The organism is Actinomadura rugatobispora (assembly GCF_042656285.1).
Taxonomy (GTDB): Bacteria; Actinomycetota; Actinomycetes; order Streptosporangiales; family Streptosporangiaceae; genus Spirillospora; species Spirillospora rugatobispora.
Genome location: NZ_JBHSON010000134.1, coordinates 1 through 25,141, shown reverse-complemented (window position 1 = coordinate 25,141; position 25,141 = coordinate 1). Strand labels below are relative to the sequence as shown.

19 protein-coding genes and 1 pseudogene are annotated in these 25,141 nt (G+C 74.4%); 14 read left to right on the top strand and 6 right to left on the bottom strand.

The annotated features are described in order from the left end of the window. Positions 1-145: pseudogene (locus ACFPZN_RS51335) on the top strand (ABC transporter ATP-binding protein); the annotation flags it as partial. Then, positions 142-1,770 carry an ABC transporter permease gene (locus ACFPZN_RS51330; protein ID WP_378291759.1) on the top strand — a complete coding sequence of 543 codons (1,629 nt, stop codon included), beginning with the start codon at positions 142-144 and terminating at the stop codon, positions 1,768-1,770. The pseudogene ACFPZN_RS51335 and the gene ACFPZN_RS51330, both read left to right, overlap by 4 nt. Before the next feature lie 335 nt (positions 1,771-2,105). On the opposite strand, the gene ACFPZN_RS51325 is transcribed toward ACFPZN_RS51330, so the two are convergent. Then, positions 2,106-5,156, bottom strand: coding sequence for an AfsR/SARP family transcriptional regulator (locus tag ACFPZN_RS51325; RefSeq protein ID WP_378291756.1), 3,051 nt, complete (start codon positions 5,154-5,156; stop codon positions 2,106-2,108). Positions 5,157-5,296: 140 nt separating this feature from the next. Between ACFPZN_RS51325 and ACFPZN_RS51320 the strand changes: the two genes are divergently transcribed. Then, a complete protein-coding gene (locus tag ACFPZN_RS51320) occupies positions 5,297-6,538 on the top strand; it encodes an MFS transporter (protein ID WP_378291754.1) in 1,242 nt (413 codons plus the stop codon). Between the two features lie 19 nt (positions 6,539-6,557). Here ACFPZN_RS51320 and ACFPZN_RS51315 read toward each other — a convergent pair whose 3' ends face one another. Next, positions 6,558-8,537, bottom strand: coding sequence for a BTAD domain-containing putative transcriptional regulator (locus ACFPZN_RS51315; protein WP_465252313.1), 1,980 nt, complete (start codon positions 8,535-8,537; stop codon positions 6,558-6,560). 107 nt (positions 8,538-8,644) lie between these two features. On the opposite strand from ACFPZN_RS51315, the gene ACFPZN_RS51310 reads away from it, so the two are divergent. Continuing rightward, positions 8,645-9,559 (top strand): alpha/beta fold hydrolase, encoded by a 915-nt coding sequence (locus tag ACFPZN_RS51310; protein ID WP_378291752.1) that lies wholly within the window; start codon positions 8,645-8,647, stop codon positions 9,557-9,559. Here the strand turns inward: ACFPZN_RS51310 and ACFPZN_RS51305 are convergent. Next, positions 9,556-10,011 (bottom strand): GNAT family N-acetyltransferase, encoded by a 456-nt coding sequence (locus tag ACFPZN_RS51305; RefSeq protein WP_378291749.1) that lies wholly within the window; start codon positions 10,009-10,011, stop codon positions 9,556-9,558. The genes ACFPZN_RS51310 and ACFPZN_RS51305 overlap by 4 nt on opposite strands. 78 nt (positions 10,012-10,089) lie before the next feature. Between ACFPZN_RS51305 and ACFPZN_RS51300 the strand changes: the two genes are divergently transcribed. The 3 genes from ACFPZN_RS51300 to ACFPZN_RS51290 are packed head-to-tail and all read left to right on the top strand — an operon-like array spanning position 10,090 to position 13,282. Further along, positions 10,090-11,148 (top strand): sigma-70 family RNA polymerase sigma factor, encoded by a 1,059-nt coding sequence (locus tag ACFPZN_RS51300; protein ID WP_378291747.1) that lies wholly within the window; start codon positions 10,090-10,092, stop codon positions 11,146-11,148. A 35-nt stretch (positions 11,149-11,183) separates the two neighbouring features. Then, positions 11,184-12,008 carry a YybH family protein gene (locus ACFPZN_RS51295; RefSeq protein ID WP_378291745.1) on the top strand — a complete coding sequence of 275 codons (825 nt, stop codon included), beginning with the start codon at positions 11,184-11,186 and terminating at the stop codon, positions 12,006-12,008. A gap of 56 nt (positions 12,009-12,064) precedes the next feature. Then, complete coding sequence (locus tag ACFPZN_RS51290; protein ID WP_378291743.1) at positions 12,065-13,282, top strand: CaiB/BaiF CoA transferase family protein; 1,218 nt, start codon at positions 12,065-12,067, stop codon at positions 13,280-13,282. On the opposite strand, the gene ACFPZN_RS51285 is transcribed toward ACFPZN_RS51290, so the two are convergent. Further along, positions 13,283-14,920, bottom strand: a complete 1,638-nt coding sequence (locus ACFPZN_RS51285) for a GMC oxidoreductase (protein ID WP_378291741.1) — start codon at positions 14,918-14,920, stop codon at positions 13,283-13,285. It lies immediately after the preceding gene. A 101-nt stretch (positions 14,921-15,021) separates the two neighbouring features. Further along, positions 15,022-15,393 (bottom strand): hypothetical protein, encoded by a 372-nt coding sequence (locus tag ACFPZN_RS51280; protein ID WP_378291739.1) that lies wholly within the window; start codon positions 15,391-15,393, stop codon positions 15,022-15,024. Between the two features lie 329 nt (positions 15,394-15,722). On the opposite strand from ACFPZN_RS51280, the gene ACFPZN_RS51275 reads away from it, so the two are divergent. The 3 genes from ACFPZN_RS51275 (at position 15,723) to ACFPZN_RS51265 (ending at position 18,878) form a co-directional block, all read left to right on the top strand. Continuing rightward, complete coding sequence (locus ACFPZN_RS51275) at positions 15,723-16,427, top strand: TetR/AcrR family transcriptional regulator (protein ID WP_378291736.1); 705 nt, start codon at positions 15,723-15,725, stop codon at positions 16,425-16,427. Positions 16,428-16,692: 265 nt separating this feature from the next. Continuing rightward, on the top strand, positions 16,693-17,970 hold the full coding sequence (locus ACFPZN_RS51270; RefSeq protein WP_378291734.1) for a PucR family transcriptional regulator: 1,278 nt from the start codon (positions 16,693-16,695) through the stop codon (positions 17,968-17,970). Between the two features lie 95 nt (positions 17,971-18,065). Further along, entirely contained in the window at positions 18,066-18,878 is an 813-nt protein-coding gene (locus ACFPZN_RS51265; protein WP_378291732.1) for an NAD(P)-dependent oxidoreductase, read from the top strand. Positions 18,879-18,953: 75 nt separating this feature from the next. On the opposite strand, the gene ACFPZN_RS51260 is transcribed toward ACFPZN_RS51265, so the two are convergent. Further along, positions 18,954-20,123 carry an NAD(P)/FAD-dependent oxidoreductase gene (locus ACFPZN_RS51260; protein WP_378291730.1) on the bottom strand — a complete coding sequence of 390 codons (1,170 nt, stop codon included), beginning with the start codon at positions 20,121-20,123 and terminating at the stop codon, positions 18,954-18,956. Between the two features lie 183 nt (positions 20,124-20,306). Between ACFPZN_RS51260 and ACFPZN_RS51255 the strand changes: the two genes are divergently transcribed. The 4 genes from ACFPZN_RS51255 to ACFPZN_RS51240 all read left to right on the top strand — a co-directional run bounded on the left by ACFPZN_RS51255 (position 20,307) and on the right by ACFPZN_RS51240 (position 24,922). Beyond that, complete coding sequence (locus tag ACFPZN_RS51255; protein ID WP_378291728.1) at positions 20,307-21,980, top strand: thiolase C-terminal domain-containing protein; 1,674 nt, start codon at positions 20,307-20,309, stop codon at positions 21,978-21,980. Beyond that, positions 21,977-22,963, top strand: a complete 987-nt coding sequence (locus ACFPZN_RS51250) for an alpha/beta hydrolase (RefSeq protein ID WP_378291726.1) — start codon at positions 21,977-21,979, stop codon at positions 22,961-22,963. The genes ACFPZN_RS51255 and ACFPZN_RS51250 overlap by 4 nt, the downstream gene beginning before the upstream one ends. Positions 22,964-22,988: 25 nt before the next feature. Continuing rightward, positions 22,989-23,501 carry a DoxX family protein gene (locus ACFPZN_RS51245; protein WP_378291724.1) on the top strand — a complete coding sequence of 171 codons (513 nt, stop codon included), beginning with the start codon at positions 22,989-22,991 and terminating at the stop codon, positions 23,499-23,501. An 83-nt stretch (positions 23,502-23,584) separates the two neighbouring features. After that, positions 23,585-24,922: an AMP-binding protein gene (locus tag ACFPZN_RS51240; protein WP_378291722.1), complete on the top strand. Its 1,338-nt coding sequence runs from the start codon at positions 23,585-23,587 to the stop codon at positions 24,920-24,922. Positions 24,923-25,141 lie beyond the last annotated feature (219 nt).

Sequence of the window (25,141 nt, the reverse complement as noted above, 5' to 3'; positions counted from 1 at the left end):
GGAGGCGCTCGCCGGCGTCCACCGGCACCTGGCCGGGTTCGGCGTCCGCGCGCTCACCAGCAACCCGCCCACCCTGGAAGAGCTGTTCATGCGGCACTACGGCGACCGGACCGGCGCCGCCGAGCCGGCGAAGGCCGCCCGATGAAGAAGCGCGCCGGCACGTTCACCGGCACCCTCCGCCTCGCCCGGCTCGCGCTGCGCCGCGACCGGGTCCAGCTGCCGCTGTGGCTGCTCGGGACGACCGCCGTCGTCGGCGCGACGGCCTCCAGCATCTCCGGCCTCTACCCGACCGCGCAGGAGCAGGCCGCCTACGCCCGGTCCAACGTCACCAGCGCCGTCTCCCGCGTCTTCAACGGCGTCGTGCCCGACGCCAGCGAGGGCGGCGTCGTCGTCAACGAGACCTTCGTCATCGTCGTCGTGGCCGCCGTGCTGATGAGCATCATGGCGGTCGTCCGGCACACCCGGCAGAACGAGGAGACCGGACGCTCGGAGATGATCGGCTCGGCGGTCGTGGGACGGCACGCGGCCCTCGCCGCCGCCCTGGCCGTGACCATCGGCGCCGATCTGCTGCTGGCCGGGCTGGTGGCGGTCGTGCTGGTCGCCGGCGGGCTCCCGGTGGCCGGGTCGCTGGCCGCCGGCGCGGCGGTCGGCGCGATCGGCGCGGTGTTCGCCGGGGTCGCCGCCGTGACCGCGCAGATCACCGAGAGCGCGCGGGCCGCCTCCGGGCTGGCCTCGGCAGTCCTCGGCGCGGCCTTCCTGCTGCGCGCCGCCGGGGACGGCCTCGCCCCGGTCGAGGACGACATGACCGTCACCAGCCTCTGGCCGTCCTGGCTCTCGCCGATCGGCTGGGGGCAGCGGGTCCGCCCGTTCGGCGACGAGGACTGGTGGCCGCTGGCGCTGCACGCCGTGCTGCTGGCCGCCCTGGTGCTGATCGCGTTCCGGCTCACCGACCACCGCGACGTGGGAACCGGGATGCTCCCCACCCGCCGCGGCCCCGTCCGGGCGCCGCGCGCGCTGCTCAGCCCCCTCGGGCTGGCCTGGCGGCTGCAGCGCGGCGTGCTGTACGGCTGGGCCGCGGGCATGCTGGTCATGGGCGTGGCGCTGGGCGCCGTCGGGAACGAGGCCGAGGAGGTGCTCGGCAGCAGCGACGGGCTGGCCGACATGATCGGGCGCATGGGCGGGGCGGGCGACGTGGTCGACGTCTTCTTCGCCGCGATGATGAGCCTCACCGGGGTGATCGTCGCCGGGTACACCGTCCAGGCGCTGCTGCGCACCCGCGCCGAGGAGAGCGGGCCGCTGGAGGCGGTGCTGGCCACGGCGGTGAGCCGCCCGCGGTGGCTGCTCTCGCACGTCACCTGCGCCGTGCTCGGCACCGCCGCCGTGCTGCTGGTGACCGGGCTCGCCAACGGGCTGGCCTACGCCGCCGCGTCCGGCTCGATGGAGAAGGTGCCCTCGCTGCTGGGGGCCGCCATGGTGCAGCTGCCCGCGACACTGGCGCTGGCCGGGTTCGTGGTCGCGGTGATCGGCCTGCTGCCGCACCGGTCGGTCGCGATCTCCTGGGCGGCGCTGGGCGCCTGCCTGCTGATCGGGCAGATCGGGCCGATCCTGGAGCTGCCGCAGGCGGTCACCAACCTCTCGCCGTTCAGCCACACCCCGTCGCTGCCGGCCGCCGACCTGGCGCTGACGCCCGTGGCGGTGCTGGCGGGCGCCGCGCTCGCCCTCACCGCCGCCGGCGTGGCCCTGTTCCGCCGCCGCGACCTGGCCTTCTGAGGCCCGGCGCGCACCGGCTCCCGGCGGCACTCCACCGCCGGGAGCCGCCCCGGACCGCTTCCGGCCACTTCAGGAGGCCCGGCGCGCCGGTGCGGACGAACCTGTAAGCGATTGGTAAGGCCCCCTCCGGCAGAATGACCGGGTAGCTCCCACCAAGAGCACCGCCAGAGAAAAGCCCTGGTGGGGGCCGACGGCCGGGCGGAGCGGGGACTCGCCGGTTGTTCGAACGTCATTGGGGGCACGCTCGACCACCGGACGACGACGATCCCGCCGCCGAGGAGCAGGGGGCTCCCGGGGAACCGCCCGGCCGCGTGCGAGCGCGGGCCGGGCCGTGCTCACCGCGCGTTGAGGAGGGCGCCGACGCCCGCCGCCGCCTCCTGATCGCCCAACTGCTCATAGACGCTGACCGCCTCACTCCAGTTCTTCCTGGCCGCCTCCTCGTCGCCGTTCGTCCGGTAGGCAGTACCCAGGACGCGGAGCGTGCCGGCCAGGAACGCGAGCCAGCCGCGGTCGCGCCAGAGGCGGACCGACTCCTCCAAATGCGTCGTCGCCGAGGCGCTCCGGCCGGCCCCCAGCTCCAGTTCCCCGAGCACCTTCAGAGAGTCCGCGAGATGGTGCTCCATGCCGTGCCGACGGCTGAGGAAGACCACCGAGTGCGCCGTCGGCAGCGCCCGCTCGTCGCCGAGCGCGGCATACAGCTTGGCCAGGTAGAGCAGGGAGAACGCCTCCGCGTAGCGGTCCTTGAGCGCGTGGCAGACGCGCAGCGAGTCCACCAGCAGCTCGTGCCCGATGTCGATGCGTCCCGCCAGGCAGTGCGCGGCCCCCAGGAACTGCATGGCCGTGGCCTCGAAACGCGGGTTGCCGTGCAACCGCGCCAGCTCCAGGCAGCGCTGCAGGTGCTCGGCGGCCTCCTCCGGGCGCCGCTCGCCGTAGGCGACGCCCATCACCTGGTGCGCGCGGGCCTCGCCGCCCAGGTGGCCGGTCTCCTCGGCCATCCGCAGCGCGCGCCGCGCCGTCTCCAGCGCCAGCTCCTCCTCGCCGCGGGCCACCAGCCCCCAGCACTGGGCCACCAGGGCGTCGGCCATCCCGCGCCGCTCGCCCTCCTCCTCGAACAGCCGCAGCAGCCGCCGCGAGTCCTCGTACGAGGTGCCCATGGCGTCGCCGGCCCGGTCGTTGGCGATCCAGGTCGCCACGTCGACGAGGCCGCGCAGCATGACCGCCTCGCCCAGCCGGTTGCCCGCCGACGCGCACAGCTCCATGGCCCGCTCGTGCGTCCGCATCAGGTCCTGGGTCAGGCTCCTGACGTCCAGGTACTTGGCCATCGACGCCGCGAGCTCCCAGGCGTGCTCGTCGAGCCCGAGCGCGCAGGACTGGTCGACCGCCGCCGTCAGCGCGGCGCGCTCAGTGTCGAACCACCCCATCGGGTCGGCCAGCAGGTCCTCGGCCACCGCGGCGGGGAGCCGGTGCCGGGGCGCCGAGCCGCCGATGGTGGCGAAGCAGGGGCCCGGCACGCGCTCGGCGGCCCGCTCGGCCAGCCCCAGCCAGGCGCCCAGCGCGCGTCGCACGGCCGCGTTCCGCGTCCCGGCGTCGTCCTCGGCCAGGGCGAGCTCGCGGGCGTAGATGCGGACCAGGTCGTGGTAGCGCAGGCGCGGCCGGCCCTGGGGGTCGGCCCCGGTCACCGTGAGGAGCTGCGCGTCGACCAGGGCCTCCAGGTGCGCCCGGCCGGCCCGGTACGGGACGTCCAGCAGCGCCGCCGCGATCCACTCCCCGAAGTCGGGCGCCTCCAGCAGCCCGAGCAGCCGGAAGAGCCGCCGCGTGCCGTCGGGCAGCCGCAGGTAGCTGAGCCGGAACGAGGCGCGCACGGCCAGGTCGCCGGCGGCCAGCTCGTCCAGCCGGTGCCGCTCGTCGCCGAGCGTCTCGGCCAGCCAGCCGAGCGTGCGGTGCCGCCGGTGCGCGAGCCGCGCCCCGGCGATCCGCACCGCCAGCGGGACGTACCCGCACAACCGGGCGATCTCGGCGGCGGCCTCGGGCTCGGCGCCCACCCGGGCCGGTCCGGTGATGCGGCCCAGCAGCGCGACGGCCTGGCCGGGCTCGAAGACCCCGAGCTCGATCCGGCCGGCGCCCTCCAGCCCGGCGAGCGGGAGCCGGCTGGTGACGACGGCGGCGCAGCCGGGCGCGGCGGGCAGCAGCGGGCGCACCTCGCCCTCGGCCGAGGCGTCGTCCAGCACGATCAGCACCCGGCGGCCGGTCAGGACGGTCCGGAACAGCGCCGACCGGTCCTCCAGCGACGGCGGCACGTCCTGCCCGGTGATCCCGAACGCGCCCAGGAACCCGCCGAGGACCCGCGCCGGGTCCACCGGGGCGCCGTCGGGGCCGCGCAGCCGGGTGTAGAGCCGCCCGTCGGGGAACCGGGCGGCGAGCCGGTGCGCCACGTGCAGGGCCAGCGTGGTCTTCCCGACCCCGCCCATGCCCGTGATCAGCGCGAGCGGGGAGTGGTCGCGGGCGCCCAGCAGGCCGGTGAGGGCCTCCACCTGCTCGTCGCGGCCGGTGAAGTCGGGCACGCCGGGCGGCAGCTGCGCCGGCACGGGCGGCCCCGGCACCCGCGCGGGGCCCGACCGCCGGCCCGACTCCTGCGACAGCACGGAGAGGTAGGCGGCCTGGACCCGCTCCCCGGGGTCCACGCCCAGCTCCTCGGCGACGCTCTCGCGGTACGCCTGGTACCGGCGCAGCGCCTCGGCGCTGCGCCCGTCGGCGGCCAGCAGCTCGATCACCCCGGCCTCCAGCCGCTCGTCCAGCGGATGCGCCTCGGCCAGCGCGTGCAGCCGGTCCAGGGCCGGGCCGGCGCGGCCGGTGGCGGCGGCCGCGGCGGCCAGGCCCGCGGCGGCCGCGTGGACCTCCTCGGCGACCGAGCGGAGCAGCGGGTCGGAGAAGTCCAGGACGGACAGGTCGGCCAGGAGGGGACCCCGCCACAGCTCGAGCGCGGACTCCAGGAGCGCGGCCCGTTCCTCGGCGTGCCCGGCGGCCTCCGCCCCGTCCACGAGGGCGCGGAAGCGGCCGAGGTCCACGGTGTGGGCGGGCACCGCGAGGCGGTAGCCGGCGCCGTCGTGGTCGAGGCTCCAGCGGGGCTCGGGCGCGGGGTCGATTCGCCGCAGCCACTGCCGCAGCCGGGAGACCCCCACCTGCACCGAGCCCGGGCCCACCTCGTCGGACCGTCCCGGCCAGACCAGCTCGACCAGCCGGAGCGAGGGGACCGAGTGGTCCCCGGCGGCCAGCAGGACGCCCAGCAGGCCCCGGAGGATGGGGGAGCGCGGCGGCGTGACCGGGGCGCCGTCCACCTGCACGAGCAGCGGCCCCAGCACGCCGAAGGCCAGCCTCTCAGCGTTCACCGAGTTCACCCGGACGCCGCCTCCGTCGTGACGCGGCTCCATCGCCGGCCGGCGGGCGTCGCACGGCATCCCGCCCGTATCGACACCACCCACATATAACATGACTTATCAGTAGTTGAACCGTGAGCGGGACGGGAGCGATGCAGGCAGCCGCCACGCCCGCACCCGTCCTGGAACCGCCGATACGGCGCGTGCGCACGGCGATCTACCTCTGCTACGCGGGCGAGGCGCTGGTCTTCTCCACCGTCATGGCGCGGGTGCCGCAGATCCAGCACGCGCACCGGCTCGGCGACGCGGCGATCAACGTCCTGGTGGCGCTGGTCCCGGTCCTGGCGATCGCGGGCGGCCTGCTGGCGGCGCGGCTGAGCGGCCGGTGGGGCTCCGGCCCGGTGCTGCGGTACGCGCAGCCGGCGTTCTTCGCGGCGGTCATGGCGGTCGGCCTGGTCGGCGGGACGGCCCCGCTGGTGGCCGCGGTGGCGCTGGCCGGCCTGACGATGGGCATGGCGGAGGCGGCGATGAACGCCCAGGCCGTCGCCATCGAACGGCACGCCGGCCGGTCCCTGGTCAACGGGTTCTTCGCGGTCTGGAGCGGGGCCGGCATCGCCGGCTCGCTGTGGGCCTCGTTCGCCAACCAGGCCGGCCTCTCGGTGGCGAAGGGCTTCCTGGTGCCGGTCGCGGTGGGCCTGCTGATCGCCGTGGCCACCGCGCGGACGGCGCTGGGCAGGGACCAGGAGGCGCGGATCGGGGAGCGCGCCGCGGCGGCGCTGGAGCGGCGGGGACCGCCCGTCGCGGTGCCGTGGCGGCCGCTGCTGGTCCTCGGCGCGGCACTGGCCTGCGCCTACGTCGCCGAGGGCGCGATCGCGGGATTCGCCGTCAAGTACGTCCGCGACGAGCTGCACGCCCCCGAGGCGGTGGCGCCGCTGGCCATCACCGCGTTCGCGGCGGCGACGGTGACCGGCCGGGCGCTGGCCGACCTGGCCGTGCGCCGCCGCGGCGCCGCCTGGATCGTCCGCGGGGGCGCGGTCCTGGCCGCCCTCGGGCTGACGGCGGCCGTCCTGGCCCCGGTCCCGTGGGTGGCCATCGCCGGTTTCGCGATGGCCGGGTTCGGGCTGTGCTCGGTCGCCCCGAGCGCGTACGCGGCGGCGGCCCGCCACGACCCGGTCGGGCAGGGCGTCGCCGTGGCGCGGGTCGGGATCTTCAACTACCTCGGGGCGGTCGCGGGGACCGGGCTGGTCGCCGCCCTGCAGCCGTCGTCCGGGTACTGGGCGGGCTACCTGGTCGCGGCCGTGCTCGTCCTGGTGGTCGTGCCGCTGGCCGGCCGGTTCGACGCGCGGCCGCCGGCGAGGGACCGGGCCCGGCCGAACTCCGCGGTCCCCGCGTAGGGGGCCGGCTCACGGCGGTTCAACGCCCGGCGGTGCGCGCCGCGGCGGCGAGGTCGTCGAGGTGGCGTGACACCGGGCCTGCGGTGAGCAGGCCGCTGCCCGCCCCGGCCAGTTCCCCCGCCGCGGGGGCGAGCGCCTCGTGCGCGCGCCGGATCGTTCCCGCGTCGCCGAGGGCTACGGCGGCCTGCGCGATGAGGCACCACAGGGCCTCGAACAACAGGTCGGGGGGCGGATCCGGGACGTCGCGCAGCGCCGCGGCGGCCTCGGTACGGCGATCCCGGGCCAGCAGCACCAGGGGACGGGCCCACGGCGCGTACGGGCCCCAGTCGATGTCCTCGCCGGTGGGCGCGGGCCGCGCGTGCTGCACGCGCAGGCACAGCAGTGCCAGCGGCAGCAGGCCGTGCTCCAGCCCCGGCATCCCGGCGCCGTGCAGCCAGGCGGCGGCGTCCCGGTAGGCGGCCTCGGTCTCGGTGTCCGGCGCCCGCCCGGCCGCGGCCAGCCGCAGCGCCGCGTACCAGCGGGTGAACACGCCCACCAGCGGCAGCTCGTGGCGCGCGGCCAGCCGGTCGGCGGCGGCCGCGTGCCGGTCGGCCCCCGGGAAGTCGCCGAGCGCGCCGCGGGCCTGGAGCCGGACCAGATGGCCGAGCACCTCGAAGGTGGTCAGGCCGTGCCGGGCCGACAGCTCCACCAGCTCCGCGCCGATCGCGTCGCGCCGCGGGGCCAGGCCCGCGCGCTCGAAGGTCTGCATGAACGCGCCGTTGAGGGCGAACGCCAGCAGCGCGGGATCGTCCAGGCGGCGGGCGATCTCCTCGGCCAGGCGGGCGGCCTCGGGCCCGCGGGCCGCCCGGCCGCCGCGCGACTCCAGGGCGATCGTGGCCAGCAGCCGGGCCCGCACCGCCTCGGGCGCGCCGGGCGGGAGGCCGGCCAGGGCGCGTTCGGCGGCGGCCACGACCTGCGCCGCCTGGCGCGGGTCGTCCGAACGGGTCCAGATCGCGGGCACGTCATAGGCGCCGATCACGCGGGCGGCCAGCTCGGCGTCCCCCAGCTCCTCGGCCGCGGCGACGGCGGCCAGGCGGTTGGTGCGGGCCGCCTCCAGGCCGCTGCCCCCGGTCACCGCGAGGTTGCGCAGCAGGCCCACCGACGACTCCAGCCTGGCCCGGGCGCCGGTGGTCACGGCCCGGTCGTACACGGCGGCCGTCCGCGCCCAGACCCGGGCCGCCGCCTCGCCCGGCCCGGCCGGGGGATCGAGGTGGCGCGCCTGCCGGAGGATGTCGGACTCCAGGCGGCGCAGCGGCGCGCCCGGGTCCATGCCCAGCTGCTCGGCCAGCAGCGTCCGGGCCCGGCGCAGCACCGCCAGCGCGTCGGCCTGGCGGCCGGTGCGGTACAGCGCGAGGGCCAGCAGCCGCCAGGCGTCCTCGCGCCAGGGATGCTCGGCCACGTGCGCGTCCAGGTCCGGGACCGTCTCGGCGGCCAGTCCGAGGGCCAGCCGGTTCTCGGCCCGCCGCTCGACGGCGTTCAACCGGATCTCCGCCAGCCGGGACCGCTCCGCGCGGGCCCAGTGTTCGTCGGCGAACTCGGCGTAGGCGGGGCCGCGCCACCGCCCCAGCGCCTCGTCCAGCCGTTCGAGGGCCTGCCTCGGCGGCAGCGCCGCGGCGGCGGCCGCCTCGCGTTCGAAGCACCAGGCGTCCACCGTGTCCGGCTCGGCGCGCAGCGCGTACCCGGGGCCCTCGGTGACCAGCAGCCGGGACGGGGCGCGCGGCGGGCGGCCGGGCTCCAGGGCGCGGCGCAGCGCGGCCACGAAGGTGCGCACCGCGCCCACCGCTCCGGCGGGCGGGTCGTCCCACAGGTCGTCGACCAGCCGGTCGACCGGGACGACCCGGCGGCGGGCGATGATCAGCCGGGCCAGCACCGCCCGGTGCCGCGGCCCCTTCAGGGCGACCGCCTCCCCGGAGGCGTCCCAGGCCGTCACCGGCCCCAGCACACCGAACACGACCCGCACCGCCCGACCGTCCCTTCCCCGCATCACTCCTGGTCACGGTAGCGCGCTCATCGGATGCTCATTCCCGCCCGCGAGGCTGGAGGCGTCTTCAGAGAAAGGACCGGACCTTGACCCCAACGATTACCGGCTTCGGCTACCAGCGCGTCCCCGTCGCCGACGGCGTGTCCCTGAACGCGGCCGTCGGCGGTTCGGGCAGCCCCATCGTGCTCCTGCACGGCTTCCCCCAGACCCACCTGATGTGGCGGCACGTCGCCGCGGACCTGGCGGCCGACCACACCGTGATCTGCCCCGACCTGCGCGGCTACGGCGCCAGCGACAAGCCCGCCGCCACCGACGACCGCGCCTACTCCAAGCGCACCATGGCCGCCGACATCGTCGCCCTCGCCCGCGCCCTGGGACACGAGCGCTTCGCGCTGGCCGGGCACGACCGCGGCGCCCTGGTCGCCTTCCGCGCCGGCCTCGACCACCCTGGGACGATCACCCGGCTGGCCTGCCTCGACGTGCTGCCCACGCTGGACATGTGGGACGCGATGCGCGGCCTCGGCGGCGCCGTCGGCTTCCACCTGTACCTGATGGCCCAGCCCCCCGGGCTGCCCGAGCGGATGATCAACGCGAGCGCGGACGCCTTCTTCGGCCACTTCCTCGACATCTGGGCGGGCGACCCGCGGGCGATCCCCGCCGACGTGCGGACCGCCTACCTGGACGCCTGCCGCGCGGCCGTCCCCTCGATCGTCGCCGACTACCGCGCCTCCGCGGGTGTCGACGTCGTCCACGACCGGGCCGACCGGGACGCCGGGAACCGGCTGCGGATGCCCGTCACCGTCCTCCAGCAGGACTGGGGCGCCGCCCTCGGCTTCGACGCCCGGGAGCTCTGGAGCGCCTGGGCGCCCGACCTGGTCCACGCGACGGTCGACCACGGCCACTTCATGGCCGAGGAGGCCCCCGCCGAGATCGCCCGGACGCTCCGCGCGCTCCTCTCCCGCGCCCCCGGGCCCGCGACGCCCGCGCCGGGAGCCGCCTAGAGCGTCCTGGTCATGTACGTGCTGTTCGGGTCGTGCGTGTAGTCGGCGAACGGCTCGCAGTAGTCGAACCCGAACTTCTCGTACAGCCTCCGCGCGGGCAGGAAGAAGTCGTCCGAGCCGGTCTCCAGGCTCAGCCGGGAGAACCCCATCCGCCCGGCCTCGGCGATGATGTGCTCCAGCAGCATGGAGGCGATCCCGCTCCGCTTGCGCGCCGACGTCGTGCGCATCGCCTTCAGCTCCGCGTGGTGCGCGTCCAGCCTCTTGAGCGCGCCGCAGCCCACCGGCGTCCGGCCGTCCAGGACGGACCAGAAGGTGATCTCCGGCCTGCGCAGCCCTTCGATGTCGAGGGCGTGCTTGCTCTCGAGCGGCGTGATCGACCGCATCTCCCGGACGTGCTCGTCGAGGAACCCGGCGATCTCGGGGCCGGTCAGGTCGTCGACCACGATCTCCATGCGCACCCGCCTTTCATGACGTCCCCCCGGGGACGGGACGCGATTGTAGATCCATTCGTGCGGAAGTAGGGTTCTCGCATGCTGGCGGTCGGGGGTGATCGGTCGCAGGAGTCCGCCGAGGCGGAGTTGCTGGCGGCGGCGCGGGCCGGCGACCAGGACGCCTTCGGCCGGCTGGTCGGCCCGTTCCGCGACGAGCTGCGCGCGCACTGCTACCGGATGCTGGGGTCGGTCCACGACGCGGAGGACGCCGTCCAGGACGCCCTCGACCGGGCCTGGCGCGGCCTGGAGCGGTACCGGCACCGGGGATCGATCCGGCCCTGGCTCTACAAGATCGCGACGAACCGGGCGCTGACGCTCATCGAGCGGCGCGGGCGGCGCGAGCTGCCCGCCGACCTGGGCCCCGGGGGCGCGCCGCTGGCCGAGGCCGCCTGGATCGAGCCGTACCCGGACCGGATGATGGCCTGGACGGCGGAGCCGGGGCCGGAGGCGCGCGTCCTGGCGCGGGAGAGCGTGGAGCTCGCGTTCGTCGCCGCCCTGCAGCACCTGTCGGCCCCGCAGCGGGCCGCCCTGCTGCTGTGCGACGTCCTCGGCTACCCCGCCAGGGAGGCCGCCGACCTGCTGGAGACGACGACGGCGGCGGTCAACAGCGCCCTGCAACGGGCCCGGAAGACACTGGCCGGGCTGCTGCCGGAGAGCAGCCAGCGGCGGACCCTGGACGCCCTGGGCGAGACGGCGCAGCGGGAGCTGGGCCGCAGGTACGTCATCGCCTGGGAGGCGGGCGACATCGACGCGATCGTCGCGATGCTCGCCGAGGACGCCAAGTACTCGATGCCGCCGCTGGCCGCCTGGTACGAGGGCCACGCGGGCATCCGCCGCTTCCTGGCCGAAGGCCCGATGCGGGAACGCTGGCGCCTCCTGCCCGCGCGCGCCAACGGGCAGCTGGCCTTCGGCACGTACAGGTGGAACGGGTACGCCTACGTCCCCGCGGGCCTGGACCTGCTCGCCCTGCGCGGCGCCCGGGTCGCCGAGGTGGTGTCCTTTCTGGACGCCGACTTCCCCGCCTTCGGCCTGCCGGCGGAACTCCCCGAGAACGGCCCGCCGCGCCGCGATGATTTCGCGGACCCGCCCGGGTTGTAGTCCTGACGGAAGCACCGAACCGGAAGGACGCACCGATGCCCACCGACGAAGAGCAGATCCGCACCCTGATCGAGCGCTGGGCCGGGGCGGTCCGCGACGGCGACATCGACGCGGTCGTCGACGGCCACGCCGAGGACATCGTGATGTTCGACGTGCCGCCGCCGCACCAGGGCGTGCGCGGGCTCGACGCCTACCGCGCCACGTGGCCGCCCTTCTTCCAGTGGCTGGCGTCGGGCGCCCTGTTCGAGATCGAGTCGCTGGACGTCGTCGCCGGTGGCGGCGTCGCCTTCGCCCACGCCCTGCTGCGCTGCGGCACCCCCGAGGAGCTCGCCGCCGACCCGGGCAACCGCCTGCGGCTGACGCTGGGGCTGCGCAGGGACGACGGCCGGTGGGTCGTCGTCCACGAGCACCACTCGTTCCCGCTCGCCGACCCCACCGGCGCCGAGGAGGAGGTGCGCCGCGTGCACCGGGAGTGGTCCAGGGGCACCGCGGAGAAGGACCTGGACGCGATGATGGCCCACATCGCCGAGGACGTCGTCTCCTACGAGCACGAGGAGCCGCTCCAGTACGTCGGCGTCGAGGCCGTGCGGGAGGTCTGCGAGCGCAACCTCGACGCGGGCGGGGCCGAGGTCGGCCTGGACATTCCAGATCTCAAGGTCCTCGTGCGGGACGATCTCGCGGTCGCGTGGGGGCTCAACCACGTGCGCGTGGCGCGGCCCGGCGGCGGAAGCACCGACTCGTGGTCTCGCGGCACTCGGGTGTTCCAGCGGAGGAACGGAGCGTGGGCGATGGTCCACCAGCACCTCTCCGTCCCCTTCTCGCCGGCCACCGGGGAGGCGAGGACCGGCCTGCGCCCCTGACCCAGCCCGCCCAGCCCGCCCAGCCCGCCCGGCACGGCCGACAACGGAGGTTATCCATGACCGCAGTGATGCAGGGAGTCCGCGTCCTCGAGGTCGCCGAGCACACGTTCGTGCCCGCGGCCTCGGCGCTCCTGGCCGACTGGGGCGCCGAGGTCGTCAAGATCGAGCATGTCGAGCGCGGCGACGCCATGCGCGGTCTGGCCTCCACCGGGACGGCGTCGGTCTCCTCCGACGTCCACGTCCTGTTCGAGCACTCCAACCGGGGGAAGCGGAGCCTGGCCCTCGACCTGGCGTCGCCGGAGGGGCTCGACATCCTGTACGCGCTCGCGGCGAAGTCGGACATCTTCGTCACCAACAAGCTGGCGGGCGTCCGCCGGAAGCTGAAGATCGACGTCGAGGACATCCGGGCGCACAACCCGCGCATCATCTACGTCCGCGGCTCGGGTCAGGGGGAGCGGGGGCCCGACGGCGACCGCGGCTCCTACGACATGCTCGGGTTCTGGGCGCGGGCGGGCATCGGCGCGGGCGTCCAGGGGGCGGAGCCCGGCCCCGTGCCGAGCCCGCCGGGCCCCGGCTTCGGCGACTCGATCGGCGCGATGGCGATCGCGGGCGGGATGATGGGCGCGCTGTTCCACCGGGAGCGCACCGGCGAGGGGACGGTCGTGGACGTGTCGCTGCTCGGCACGGGCCTGTGGTCGATGGGCCACGCGCTGGCCCTCTCGCTCCAGCTGGGGGTGCCCTTCACGGCCCCGTCGGCGTCGTCGCTGTGGGCCAATCCGCTGGTCGGCAACTACCGGACCAGGGACGGGCGGTGGCTGGCGTTCTGCTGCCTCCAGGCGGGCCGGTACTGGGCGTCGCTGTGCGAGGCGATCGGACGGCCCGGGGCGGCGGCCGATCCCCGCTTCGCCGACCACCATTCGATCATGGCGAACAACGAGGACGCCATCGAGCTGCTGCGCGAGGCGTTCGAGGAGCGGACGGTCGACGAGTGGCGCGCGCGGCTCGAGGGCTTCACCGGCCCCTGGTCGGTCGTCCAGAACATCGCCGAGGCGGGGGCGGATCCGCAGACGGCCCCGAACGGCTACGTACAGACGTGCCGGACGGCGGCGGGCGTCCCGTTCCAGGTGGCCGCCGCGCCCGTCCAGTTCGACGGGGAACCGGCCGCCCCGGAGCGGGCGCCCGAGTTCAACGAGCACGGCGACGCCATCCTGGCCGGTCTCGGGTTCGGCTGGGACGCCATCACCGACCTGAAGCTCCGCGGCATCGTCGCCTGATCAGAACACCCGCCCGACGTCCTGCCGGACGATGGCGGCCATGCTGTGCTCGGCCAGGGCGGCGATGGTCATGGACGGGTTGCAGGCGCCGGTGGAGCCGGGGATGCGGGCGCCGTCCAGGACGTACAGCCCGCGCTGCCCCAGCATCCGGCCGAACCGGTCGACCGCACCGCCCATGGGCACGCCACCCAGCGCGTGCCAGGTCGAGGCCTCCTGGGCGTTGGTGTCGACCATCTGGCCGCCGCCCACACGTGCGATCTCGTCGACGCGGTCGCGGATGAGCGCCTGCAGCTCGGCGTCGCCGGAGGAGGGCCAGGTCAGACGGGCGTCGTCGGCGGAGGCGTCGTAGGCCCAGGTGCCGGCCGCCTTGACGATGCCGAAGCCGACCACCGTCATCATCTTGGTGCCCTGCGGGGGAGGCAGCGGCGAACCCGCGTGGATGATCGTGTACGGGATGGCGCTGCCGGGGTCGCGTCCGCCGACGCAGGCGGGGCCGCCCTGCCGCGTCCCAGGGTCGCCGTTCATCTGGACCCAGGCGAAGATGCGGTCGCCGTTGTTGCCCCACTGGGTGCCGATGGCGTCGGGCAGGCCGGGGATCAGGCCCTTGGCGCGCGCCTTCACCATGAGGCGTGTCGTGCCGGGAGAACCCGCGTTGAGGAACACCGCGTCGGCGATGATGCGCTTCTGCTCCTGGACGACACCGTCGGTGTTGATGCGGTCCACGTGCAGCACCCAGCGCTTCTGGGCGTCCAGCGACACGTCCCGCACGACGTGCAGCGTCGCCACGCGGACGCGGCCGGTGGCCTGGGCGGCGGCGAGGTAGGTGACGTCGATGGAGTGCTTGCCGCCGTTGTTGACGCCGAAGACGACGTCGCTGGTGGTGTAGGTGGGGGTGTACCGGCCGTCCAGTTCCCCGCGCACGAAGCTCCAGTCGATGGGCAGGGGCACCTTGAACCTGTCCAGTCCTGCCTGGGGTGCGACGTCCCAGAACAGCCGGGAGGACCGGTACGGATCGGTGGCGATCACGTCGTCGGGAACGGTGGTGATCTTCAGCATGCGCGCGACGGTGGGATAGGCCCATCGGTCGAGTTCGGCGTAGTCGCCGGCCGCGACCGGCATGGACGCGGCGAAGTACTCCTCGGTCGGCTGCAGCGTCATCCCGTGGTACATCAGTGATCCGCCACCGACACCGGCGCCGCAGTTGATCGTCATGCCCTGCTCTTTGAGGACCTCGATCAGCCCCGTGTAGGGCTCCCAGGTGCCGGGCAGGCCGGGGACCGGGCTTCCGCCGCTCAGCCAGGCGGAGCGGCGGTCGATGTTGGCGACGCGGGGGAAGGTCGTGGCGTTGGGCCCGGTCGGCCAGCGCAGGCCGCGTTCCAGGACGAGGGTCCCCACCCCGGCCTGGGCCAGCCTGAGGGCGGTCACGCCGCCGCCGAAGCCGGTCCCGACGACGACGGCCCGCTCGCGCTGCTCGGTCACCGGGACCCTTCGGCCGCGCGCGGCGGCCCAAGCCGGCCCGGCGCCGGTGGCGGCCGCGATGCCGAGTCCGCCGAGTCCGCCGAGTGCGGCGGCGCCGAGCAGCCGGCGGCGGGTGACGTCCGGAGCGGGGGACGGGGTGGTGGAGGCGTTGTCAGGCATGGCGGCTCCCGATCGTTCGTCGTGCTGGACGAGGTGTCCGAGCAGCGATTATGGGAAGCGGCCTGGCCGGGCCTTAGTCACCGAAGAGAGTAAACAGTCACTTATTTATTGGCAGCCGGGGACAGTTCGGGGGATCGGCGGGGTGCGACGGGGCGTCCCGGGGGAGGGGCGGCCAGCAGGCCGCAGCGGATCGTGAGGACGTGCCTGATCGCGCGCGCCGCGCCCGCGACGTCGGTCGCCAGCCCGATCCGGTCGCCCCACGACCAGGTGAACCACCAGGAGCCCGCGCCCGCGACGCAGTGGATCCGCTCCGTGAGGCCGGTGCCGTGCGGGCCTGCGACCCGGAGGAAGGCGGCGCCGAGCGAGGCCGGGCCGACGAGGTCGACGCCGAAGTCGCTGATCGTCCGCATCTCGGAGGCCAGTGCCTCCAGGTGGAGCAGCGCGTTGTCGCCAGGGAGACGGCCGGACATCATCCACTCTCCTTCGCGCCGGGCGCTGCCCGCGGGGGACGCCGCCTACGAAGCATGCTTTCTCATTACGAGAATGTTGTAATCGTATAACGAGAACCAGGTTAGTCAAGGCGATTCCGCCGATGCGCGCGGCCGGAACGGCCCGATGCGGCGCCCGGCGCGGGGCGGTGCCCGATGTCACAGGCGGTTTCCACTTGCCGGTGGTGTGGAATGGCATGATCGTATATGTAGAGCGATGTTGTTCTTCACAGCCGTGGCCATGGCCGTACTTGGGAGGCCCGCTGGCATTCGGGTGGAGCGGCGTTGTCCCGGGCGGCGGGTGAGGGGAGAGCATGGTGCGGCAGGAGCCGGACGAGGCGGAGCGCGTGGACGGCGGGCCGGCGACGGAGCCGCTGGGCGAGGAACTGCCGAGCTGGCAGCGGCGCAGCGTGGAACGATCCCTGGAGGGCGCCCGCACGCGCGCGCGCCAGCGGAGCGACCGCTTCGTCAACGCCGCCCTCGAGTTCATCCTCGAGGAGGGCAGCGTCGACTTCACCATCCAGGACGTCGTCGACCGCTCCGGGATGTCCGTCCGGACGTTCTACTCGTTCTTCGACGGCAAGGACAGCCTGCTCCTGGCCATCTACGAGACGATCCTGCGCAAGACGGCGGTGCCGATCCTGCGGGAGCTGTGCGACAAGGAGACCGAGCCGGTGCTGCGCCTGCGGGCGCTGCTGTCGGGGCTCACCGAGCGCACGGCCACGACGAACCCGACCTACCGGGCGCTGAGCGTCTTCCACCTCCGGCTCGCCGAGTCCCGGTCGCGCGACCTCGCGCACGCCCTGAATCCGCTCCGCGGCTTCATCGTCGAGCTGCTGAGCGAGGTCGAGGCGGCCGGGAAGCTGCGCGGCGACCTCGACATCACCGCGCAGGCGGAACTGCTGCTGGAGCTCCTGCTGGCCAACGCGCACACCTCGATCCTGTCGGGGGTCCGCAGGGCGGGCCCGGAGGACATGTGGGCGTTCTGCTCGGCGGCGGTCCTGCGCACCACGTCGTGACGGGCCGCCGGGCCGGCGCGATCAGAGATTCTCATACTTCTCTAGAGAGAACCTGAGCTGCTCTTCTGGGAAACCCTATTCACATGTGCGGCCCATGGGGTTACAGTGCTCCGCGTCACACGTGCTCCACACGGTCGGTGAAGGGGACGGTCAGGATGCATGGTCCCGCGGTCCCCCGCCCCCCGGTCCACCGGCCCACATGACCGGATCGCCCCCTTGGGGGCCGGGCTCCCACGGTCCCCGCGCACAACGAGGAAGTCCGTACATGGCTCAGGCCACGATGATCCCGCTCCCGCTCCCGGACGACCGGCCCCCCGCCCGCCGCGGCGCCGCCCCGCCCCCCGACGTCGTCGCCGTCCTGCGGCCCGAACTCCCGTCGCTGGCGGCGGAGATCGTCGAGGAGATCAGGTACTCGGTCACCGAGTTCGGCGGTCCCCTCCAGGACGGCCCTCCCACCGTGATCCGCCCGGCGGTCGAGCGGGCGCTGCGGCAGTTCGTCGACCGGCTCGCCGATCCGGCGGCCGCGGCGGACGGCGGAACCAGGATCTGCCGGGGGTTCGGGCGCCACGAGTACCGGGCGGGCCGGAGCCTGGACGCCCTCCAGGCCGCCTACCGCGTCGGCGCCCGGGTCGCCTGGCGCCGCATCGCCGACGTCGGGCGCCGCGCCGGATGGCCCGCCGAGACGATGTCGCTGCTCGCCGAGGCGGTCTTCACCTACGTCGAGGAGATCGCGGCGTACACGGTCGAGGGCCACCTCCAGGCGCGGCAGAGCGCCTCCGACCGGCTCCAGGCACTGCGCCGCAGGCTGGTCGAACTGGTGCTGACCAGGGGCCACGCGATGTCCGGGGAGGCGCTGGCGGACCTGGCCCGGGAGGCGCGGTGGCGGCTTCCGGCGACGGTGGCGTGCGTGGCCGTCGCCGAGCGTCCCCCCGACGGGCGGCTGGCGCCGGCGGTCGGGCCCGACGTGCTCGTGGACCTCCAGCGCCCCGACCCCTGCCTGATCGTCCCGGACCCGGACGCGCCCGGACGCGAGGACATGCTGGCCCGCGCCCTGCGCGGGACCGAGTTCGCCATCGGCCCGAGCGTGCCCCTCGACGACGCCGCCCTCTCCCTCCGGCTGGCCGTCCAGGCCCTCTCGCTCGTCCAGCGCGGCGTCGTCGGATGCGACCGCTACGTCCGCTGCTCCGACGAGCTCTCCACGCTGCTGCTGTTCCACAACGAGGACGTGATCCAGCTGATGACCAGGCGGCGCTACGGGCCGCTGGCCGCCCTCAAGCCGCTCCAGCAGGTCCGCCTGGGGGAGACGCTGCTGACCTGGCTCGTGACCGGGGGGAAGGCCCCCGAGATGGCGGCCCGGCTGCACGTCCACGCGCAGACGGTGCGCTACCGGATGCGCCAGCTGCAGGATCTCTTCGGCGCCGAGATGGAGGACGCCGACTGGAGGTTCGAGATGGAGATCATCCTCCGGACGAGGCTCCTGCGGGACGACCGGAGCAGGCAGTCCCTCCGCAGGGCGGGAGAGGGCACCGGTACCCTGGCCTGACCCGATTTGAACAGCGATTCACGCTATTGATTCATTGCTCATTCTGATGAGTGTGGTTAGCATCGCTGTGATCTGAATCTCTTCAAGGAGTTGCGATGCGCCTCGGTTTCATCGGCGCCGGGAGGATGGGGCGGCCCATGGTGCGCCGCCTCACCGCGGCGGGCCACGAGGTCCGCGTCCTGGGAAGGACGCCCGAGGCGCGGGAGGCCCTGGCCGGGGACGGCGCGCAGGCCGTCGCCGACACGGCCGGGGTCGCCGACGGCGCCGAGGCCGTCCTGGTGTGCGTCTTCAACGACGAGCAGGTCCGCGACATCTGCCTCGACGGCCCGCTGCTCGACCGGATGCCGGCCGGGTCCGCGCTGGTCGTGCACACCACCGGCAGCCCGCGGACGGCCGAGGCCATCGCCGCCCGGGCCGCGGCGGGCGGCGTCGACGTGATCGACTGCCCGGTCAGCGGCGGCCCGCACGACATCGAGGCCGGCCGCCTGACGCTCTTCGCCGGCGGCGCCGACGACGCCGTCGCGCGGGTGCGGCCCGCGCTGGAGAGCTACGGCGACCCGCTGCTGCACGTCGGCCCGACGGGCGCCGGCCAGCGGGTGAAGCTCGTCAACAACGCGCTGTTCGCCTCGCACATCGGGCTGCTGGCCGACGCGGTCCGGCTCTGGAACCGGTGGGGCCTGGACGAGACCGCGCTCCTCGACGCGCTCCAGCACGGCAGCTCCGCCAGCCGGGCGCTGGCGGGCGTCCACCACAGGGGGTCGGTCGCGGCGTTCGCCGAGGCGACGGGCGCCTTCGTCGGCAAGGACGTGGAGGTCGTCCGGAAGGTCGCCGCCGAGGACGGCGGTGACCTCGGCGCCCTGGAGGCGGCCCTCGACAGCCTGGCGCGCGTGCTGCGGCCCGCCGACTGACCCCGCGCCCGCGTGACGGCCACCCGGCCGGGACCGGGTGGCCACCGACGCCGGCGCGCGCGCCGGCGCTGCGATCTAGCGGGCGGCCTGCTCCTCGAGGAGGAGCTTGCGGAAGGGCAGGATCAGCTTGGGCGCGTTCCAGGCGAGCACTCCCATGAGCCGCCCCTCAGAGCGGTAGGAGGCCACGAACTTCCCGTCCGCCGGCGTGCCCTCCTCGATCGTCACCTCGGCGTCCGCCGGGAGCACGCCGTGGGCCTGGATCTTGACGTCGTACTGGTCGGTCCAGAAGTACGGCAGCGGCGAGAACGGCTTGTCGTCGCCGTGCAGCAGGTTGCGCGCCGCGGCGGTGCCCTGCTCGGTGGCGTTCATCCGGTGCTCCAGCCGCATCCGGCGCCCGTACCGCGGGTTGAACCAGGACGCGACGTCGCCCGCCGCGTAGACGCCCGGCGCGGCCTTGCAGAACTCGTCGCACTCGATGCCGTCGCCGAGCGGCAGCCCCGAACCGCGCAGCCAGTCCACCTCGGGCACGGCGCCGATGGACACCAGGACGCAGTCGGCGGGGAGGGAGGTGCCGTCGGTCAGCTCGACCGTCGTGACCCGGCCGTCCTCGTCGCGGATGTCGCCGACGCCGACGCCGAGGCGCAGCTTCACGCCGCGCTCGCGGTGCAGGCCCGCGACGACGGGGGCGATCTCGGGGCCGACCTGGCGGAGCATGGGGTGCTCGAGGGGTTCCACGACGGTGACGTCGAGGCCCATGCCGCGGGCGGCCGCCGCGACCTCCAGGCCGAGGAAGCCCGCGCCGACGATGACGACCCGGCCGCCGGCCTCGAAGGCGGTGCGGATCTCGGTGGCGTCCGGCCGGTCGCGCAGCACATGCACCCCGGTGGTGAGGTGCGACGCTCCGGGGAGGCGGCGCGGCCGCACCCCGGTGGCGATGACCGCCCCGTCGTAGTCCAGGCCCGTCCCGTCGTCCAGCCGGATCGTGCGGCGGCCGGGATCGAGCTCGCGCGCCCGCGCGTGGAGCAGCTGGACGCCCAGGTCGGAGTACTGCCGCCGCTCGCGCAGCCGGGTCCGCTGGTGGTCCCAGGTCCCGGTGAGGACCTGCTTGGACAGCGGAGGGCGGTCGTAGGGCAGCATCGGCTCGCCGCAGAGCAGGGTCAGCACCCCGTCGTACCCCTCGCGGCGCAGTGTCTCGACGGCGGCCACTCCGGCGGCGCCGCCGCCGACCACGACCACGCTTCGCATCGGTCCCATGATTCCGCCTCTCGTCCGGGCCTCGACGCCGCGCGGGTCCGCTCCGGGGCCGGTCGGCCGCCGTGGCGCCTGCGGTTCGAGGGACTGAATGGGAGATACGAGAATTGAATTATAGTTCAGAATGATGCATGCTGACTCGGCAGTCTTCCCCCTTACGGTAGTGAAGGAGGCGATGTGACCGGAGCGCCGGGGCGCCCTCTGCCGTCGATCACACCGGAGACCGAGTTCTTCTGGACGTCCGGGGCCGACGGCCGCCTGCGCTTCCAGGAGTGCGAGTCCTGCTCCGCACTGGTCCATCCGCCGCAGCCGGTATGCCGCCACTGCCGGGGCACCGGCCTGCGGGTGCGGGAGGTCTCGGGCCGCGCGACGCTCATCGGCTTCACCCTCAACCAGCGGTTCAGCATGCCCGGCCTGCCGGCCCCCTACGTCGTGGCGCAGGTCGCGATCGAGGAGGACCCGCGGGTCCGGCTCACCACCAACGTGGTCGAGTGCGATCCCGGGAGCCTCGAGCTGGGCATGCGCATGGAGGTCGTCTTCGAGCACGTCGAGGACGTCTGGCTGCCGCTCTTCCGTCCCGCCGCCGAGCAGGGCGAGCCGGCCGAGCTCCCGCGCGACGAGATCGAGCCCGGCCAGGCGTGGCGCCACGTGCGCCCCATGGCCACGCCGGAGAAGTTCGAGGACAAGGTCGCGATCACCGGCATCGGCAGCTCGGAGATCGGGCGCCGGCTGATGGTGCCGCCGCTGTCCCTGACGCTGCGGGCGTGCGAGCGCGCGATCGCCGACGCCGGCCTCACCCTGGACGACATCGACGGCCTGGCGACCTACCCCGGCGCCGGGAACGTCGGCGGGTTCGGCGAGGGCGGGGTGACGGCGCTGGAGGGCGCCCTCGGCATCCGCCCGACCTGGTACAACGGCGGCATGGAGACGTTCGGGCCGAGCGGCTCCCTCATCGCGGCGATGCTGGCGGTCGCCGGCGGCCTGGCCCGGCACGTGCTGTGCTTCCGGACGCTGTGGGAGGCCACGCACGCCCAGCAGATGCGCGAAGGCAAGATCAGCATGGGCGGCGCCGGGGGCAGGGTGGCCGGCTCCGGGAGCTGGTTCCACCCCTTCGGGGCGACCTCGGCCGCGCACACCCTGGCGCAGAACGCGCAGCGTCACTTCCACCGCTTCGGCACCACCCGCGAGACGCTCGGCTGGATCGCGCTGAACCAGCGCGCGAACGCCGCCCTCAACCCGGACGCGATCTACCGCGACCCGATGACGATGGACGACTACCTGCAGGCCAGGCCGATCACCTCGCCGTTCGGGCTCTACGACTGCGACGTGCCCTGCGACGGCGCCGTCGCCGTGATCGTGTCGGCCGTGGACGCCGCGCGCGACCTGCCCAAGCCGCCCGTGCTGGTGGAAGCCGTCGGCACCCAGATCCTCGAGCGGATCGACTGGGACCAGAGCACGCTGACGCACGAGCCCCAGGTGCTCGGGCCCGCCGCCCACCTCTGGACGCGCACCTCGCTGCGGCCGGACGACGTCGACGTGGCCCAGCTCTACGACGGCTTCACCATCAACTGCCTGTCGTGGATCGAGGCGCTGGGCTTCTGCGGCATCGGCGAGGCCAAGGACTTCCTCGACGGCGGCAAGAACATCGCCCGGGACGGGGTGCTCCCGCTCAACACCCACGGCGGCCAGCTGTCCCACGGGCGGACCCACGGCATGGGCCTGGTCCACGAGGCGATCGTCCAGCTGCGCGGGGAGGGCGGGCCGCGGCAGGTGCCGGGGGCCCGGGTCGCCGCGGTGAGCAGCGGCGGTCTCACACCGGGCGGGGCGATCCTGTTCAGGACGGACACGTGAGCTCGGGCGGTCCCGGAGACTCGGCGGCGACCGCCGAGGCCCCGGCGCCGCCCGGCGGGGACGACGCCGTGCGGTCGCGCGTCGTCGACGTCGGCGGGATCCCGATGTCGGCGCTGGTGCGCGCGGTCGACCGGCCCCGGGCCGTCATCGTGGCGCTGCACGGCGGCTCGGCGCGGGCGGCGTACTTCCACGCCCCCGCCCTGGCCCCGCAGTCGCTGCTGCTCACCGGCGCGGCGCTCGGGTTCACCGTCATCGCGCTGGACCGCCCGGGGTACGGCGCCTCCGCCGCCCACGCCGACCGGATGACCGATCCGAGGAGCCGCGTCGACCTGGCCTACGCGGCCGTGGACCGCCTCCTCGGAGCGGGCCCGCGGGGCGCGGGCGTGTTCGTGATGGCGCATTCGCTGGGGTCGGTGCTCGCCCTCCGGATGGCCGCCGACGAGCGCGGTCCCGGCCTGCTCGGGCTGGAGCTCGCCGGCACGGGACTGCGTTTCCATCCGCCCTCGGTGGAGATCCTGGACGGGCGCCTGCGGGACAGGCCGCGCGAGCCCGGGCGGCTGGGGCTGCGCGACATCCTGTGGGGGCCGGAGCACCTCTATCCCGAGGACGTCGAGGATCGTGCCGCGATCGCCTCGTCCACGCCCGCCTACGAGGCGGACGAGGTGCGCACCTGGACGGGGCGGCTCCCCGGCGTCGCGGTCGAGGTGCGCGTGCCCGTGCGGTACTGCCTCGGCGACCACGAGCTCGTGTGGGACGCGGAACCCTCGGCGATGGCGGGGGTCGCCGCGCTGTTCACCGCCTCCCCTCGCGTCGTCGTCGACCGGCAGGTGTACGGTCCTCACAACTTGAGCCTCGGACGGTCCGCCACCGCCTATCACCTGAAGGTCCTGGCGTTCGCCGAGGAGTGCGTGCTGGCCCGCGAGGGGGCGGGTTCCGCGGGGGACCGGACCGCGGCGGACGACGCCGCGGCGCCGGGTCGCTGACCGATCGTTGCCTTGGGAGGAAGAGATGTCGGACGCGGACGTCGCGGTGCTGCTCGTGCGTGCGGTGGTGGGGATCACCATGATCGCGCATGGGGTCAACCACTGGATCGGCGGCGGCAAGATCGAGGGCACCGCCCGCTGGTTCGGCGGTCTCGGGCTGAAGCACGGGAAGCTGCAGGCGTGGATGAGCGTGCTCACCGAGATCGGCGCCGGCGCGCTGCTGGTGGTCGGCCTGCTCACGCCGCTGGCGTGCGCGGCGGTGATCTCCGTGATGCTGGTCGCGGGCCTGCTCGCGCACCGGACCAACGGCTTCTTCGTGTTCAAGGACGGCTACGAGTACGTGCTCGTGCTCGCGGTGACCTCGCTCGCCCTGGCCCTGCTGGGCCCGGGGAAGGCGTCGGTGGACGCCGCGGCCGGCATCGAGATCACCGGCTGGGCCGGCGGCGGGATCGCGCTCGGGGTGGGCGTGGTGGCGACCGCGGGCCTGCTCGCCACGTTCTGGCGGCCGGTCCCGGCGAAGGCCGAGCAGGCGGCCTGACGCCGGGCCCGCACCGCTTGAAAGTAGCCATTCCAGCTTCTGAGACTCTTACTTGCACGAAGCGAGAATGTTATTTTCTAGCCATGCATCATCTGGGATGGCAGGCGGAGCGGAGCCCCGGCGCGATCGCGGTCATCGAGGCGGACGGGAGGACCGTCACCTACGCCGAACTCGACGCGCGCTCGCGCCACCTCGCGGCCGCGCTCGGCAAGGAGCCGGGCGACTCCATCGCCATCCGCATGCCCAACGGCGCGGCCTTCCTGGAGGTGGCCTGGGCGGCGCAGCGCTCGGGCCTCTCCTACACGCCGGTCAACAAGCACCTCCGGCCCGCCGAGATCGACGCCATGGTCGACGGCAGGCTCCTGGTCACCGAGGAGGTGTACGAGCGCCTGCTCGCCACGCCGGTCTCCGCCGAGGCGCGGGCCGCTCAGGACGCGCGGGAGTGCGAGGGACGGGAGCTGATGTTCTCCGGCGGCACCACCGGCATGCCCAAGGAGGTGCGCAAGCAGCTCACGGCGGGGCCGATGGGCGACCCGGAGGCCGAGTGCGTGAAGGTCGCGCTGGGGCTGACCCGGTACGGCATGGGCCCCGGCACCGTCTACCTCTCCCCGGCGCCGCTCTACCACGCGGCGCCGCTCGTCTACTGCATGTCCCTGCTCCGGCTCGGCGCCACCCTCGTCGTCATGGACCGCTTCGACCCGGCGGCCTGCCTGGAGCTGATCGAACGCCACCGCGTCACGCACGCGCAGTTCGTCCCCACGATGTTCGTCCGGATGCTCAAGCTCCCCGCCGACCGGCGCGACCGCGACCTGAGCAGCCTGAAGCTGGTCTTCCACAGCGCCGCGCCGTGCCCGGTCGAGGTGAAGCGGCGGATGCTCGACTGGTTCGGCCCGATCATCCACGAGTACTACTCCGGCACCGAGGGCTACGGCCACGTGGCCATCGGCCCCGAGGAGTGGCTGGCGCACCCGGGGTCGGTGGGGAAGGCGGGCGACGACGTCCGCATCGTCGACGGCGTCGTCCACTTCGGCGAGCACAGCCTCGGTGACGTCGGGTACCTCGACGACGACGGCTACCTCTACCTGACCGACCGGGTCTCGCACATGATCGTCTCCGGCGGCGTCAACATCTACCCGCAGGAGACCGAGAACGTGCTGGTCATGCATCCGCGCGTGGCCGACGTCGCGGTGATCGGCGTCCCCGACCCGGAGATGGGCGAGCGGGTCCTGGCGGTGGTCGAGCCCGCGGGCGAGGTGACCGCGGAGGAGCTCCTGGCGTACTGCCGGGAACGCCTCGCCCACTACAAATGCCCGCGCGACGTCGACTTCGTCTCAAGCCTGCCCCGCGACCCCAGCGGCAAGCTCCGCAAGGGCCTGCTCAAGGAGTCCTACTGGCGGGACCACGAAACGAGGATCGTCTGAAGCGCCCACCCGCCCCGTACATGCGTGTCGTCTGTCTGTGGGCCGATGCGACGGAAGCCCCGAACGCGGGCCGCCGCGCCGTCGGCAAGGTTCATTTGGAGGTCGCCGGTGGATGTCGAGTTCGATGAGGATCAGCGGCTGTTGCAGCAGATGGTCCGGGAGACGGTGGCCAAGTCGCGGTCGTTGCCGGAGGATCGGTTGTGGGCGCAGTACCGGGAG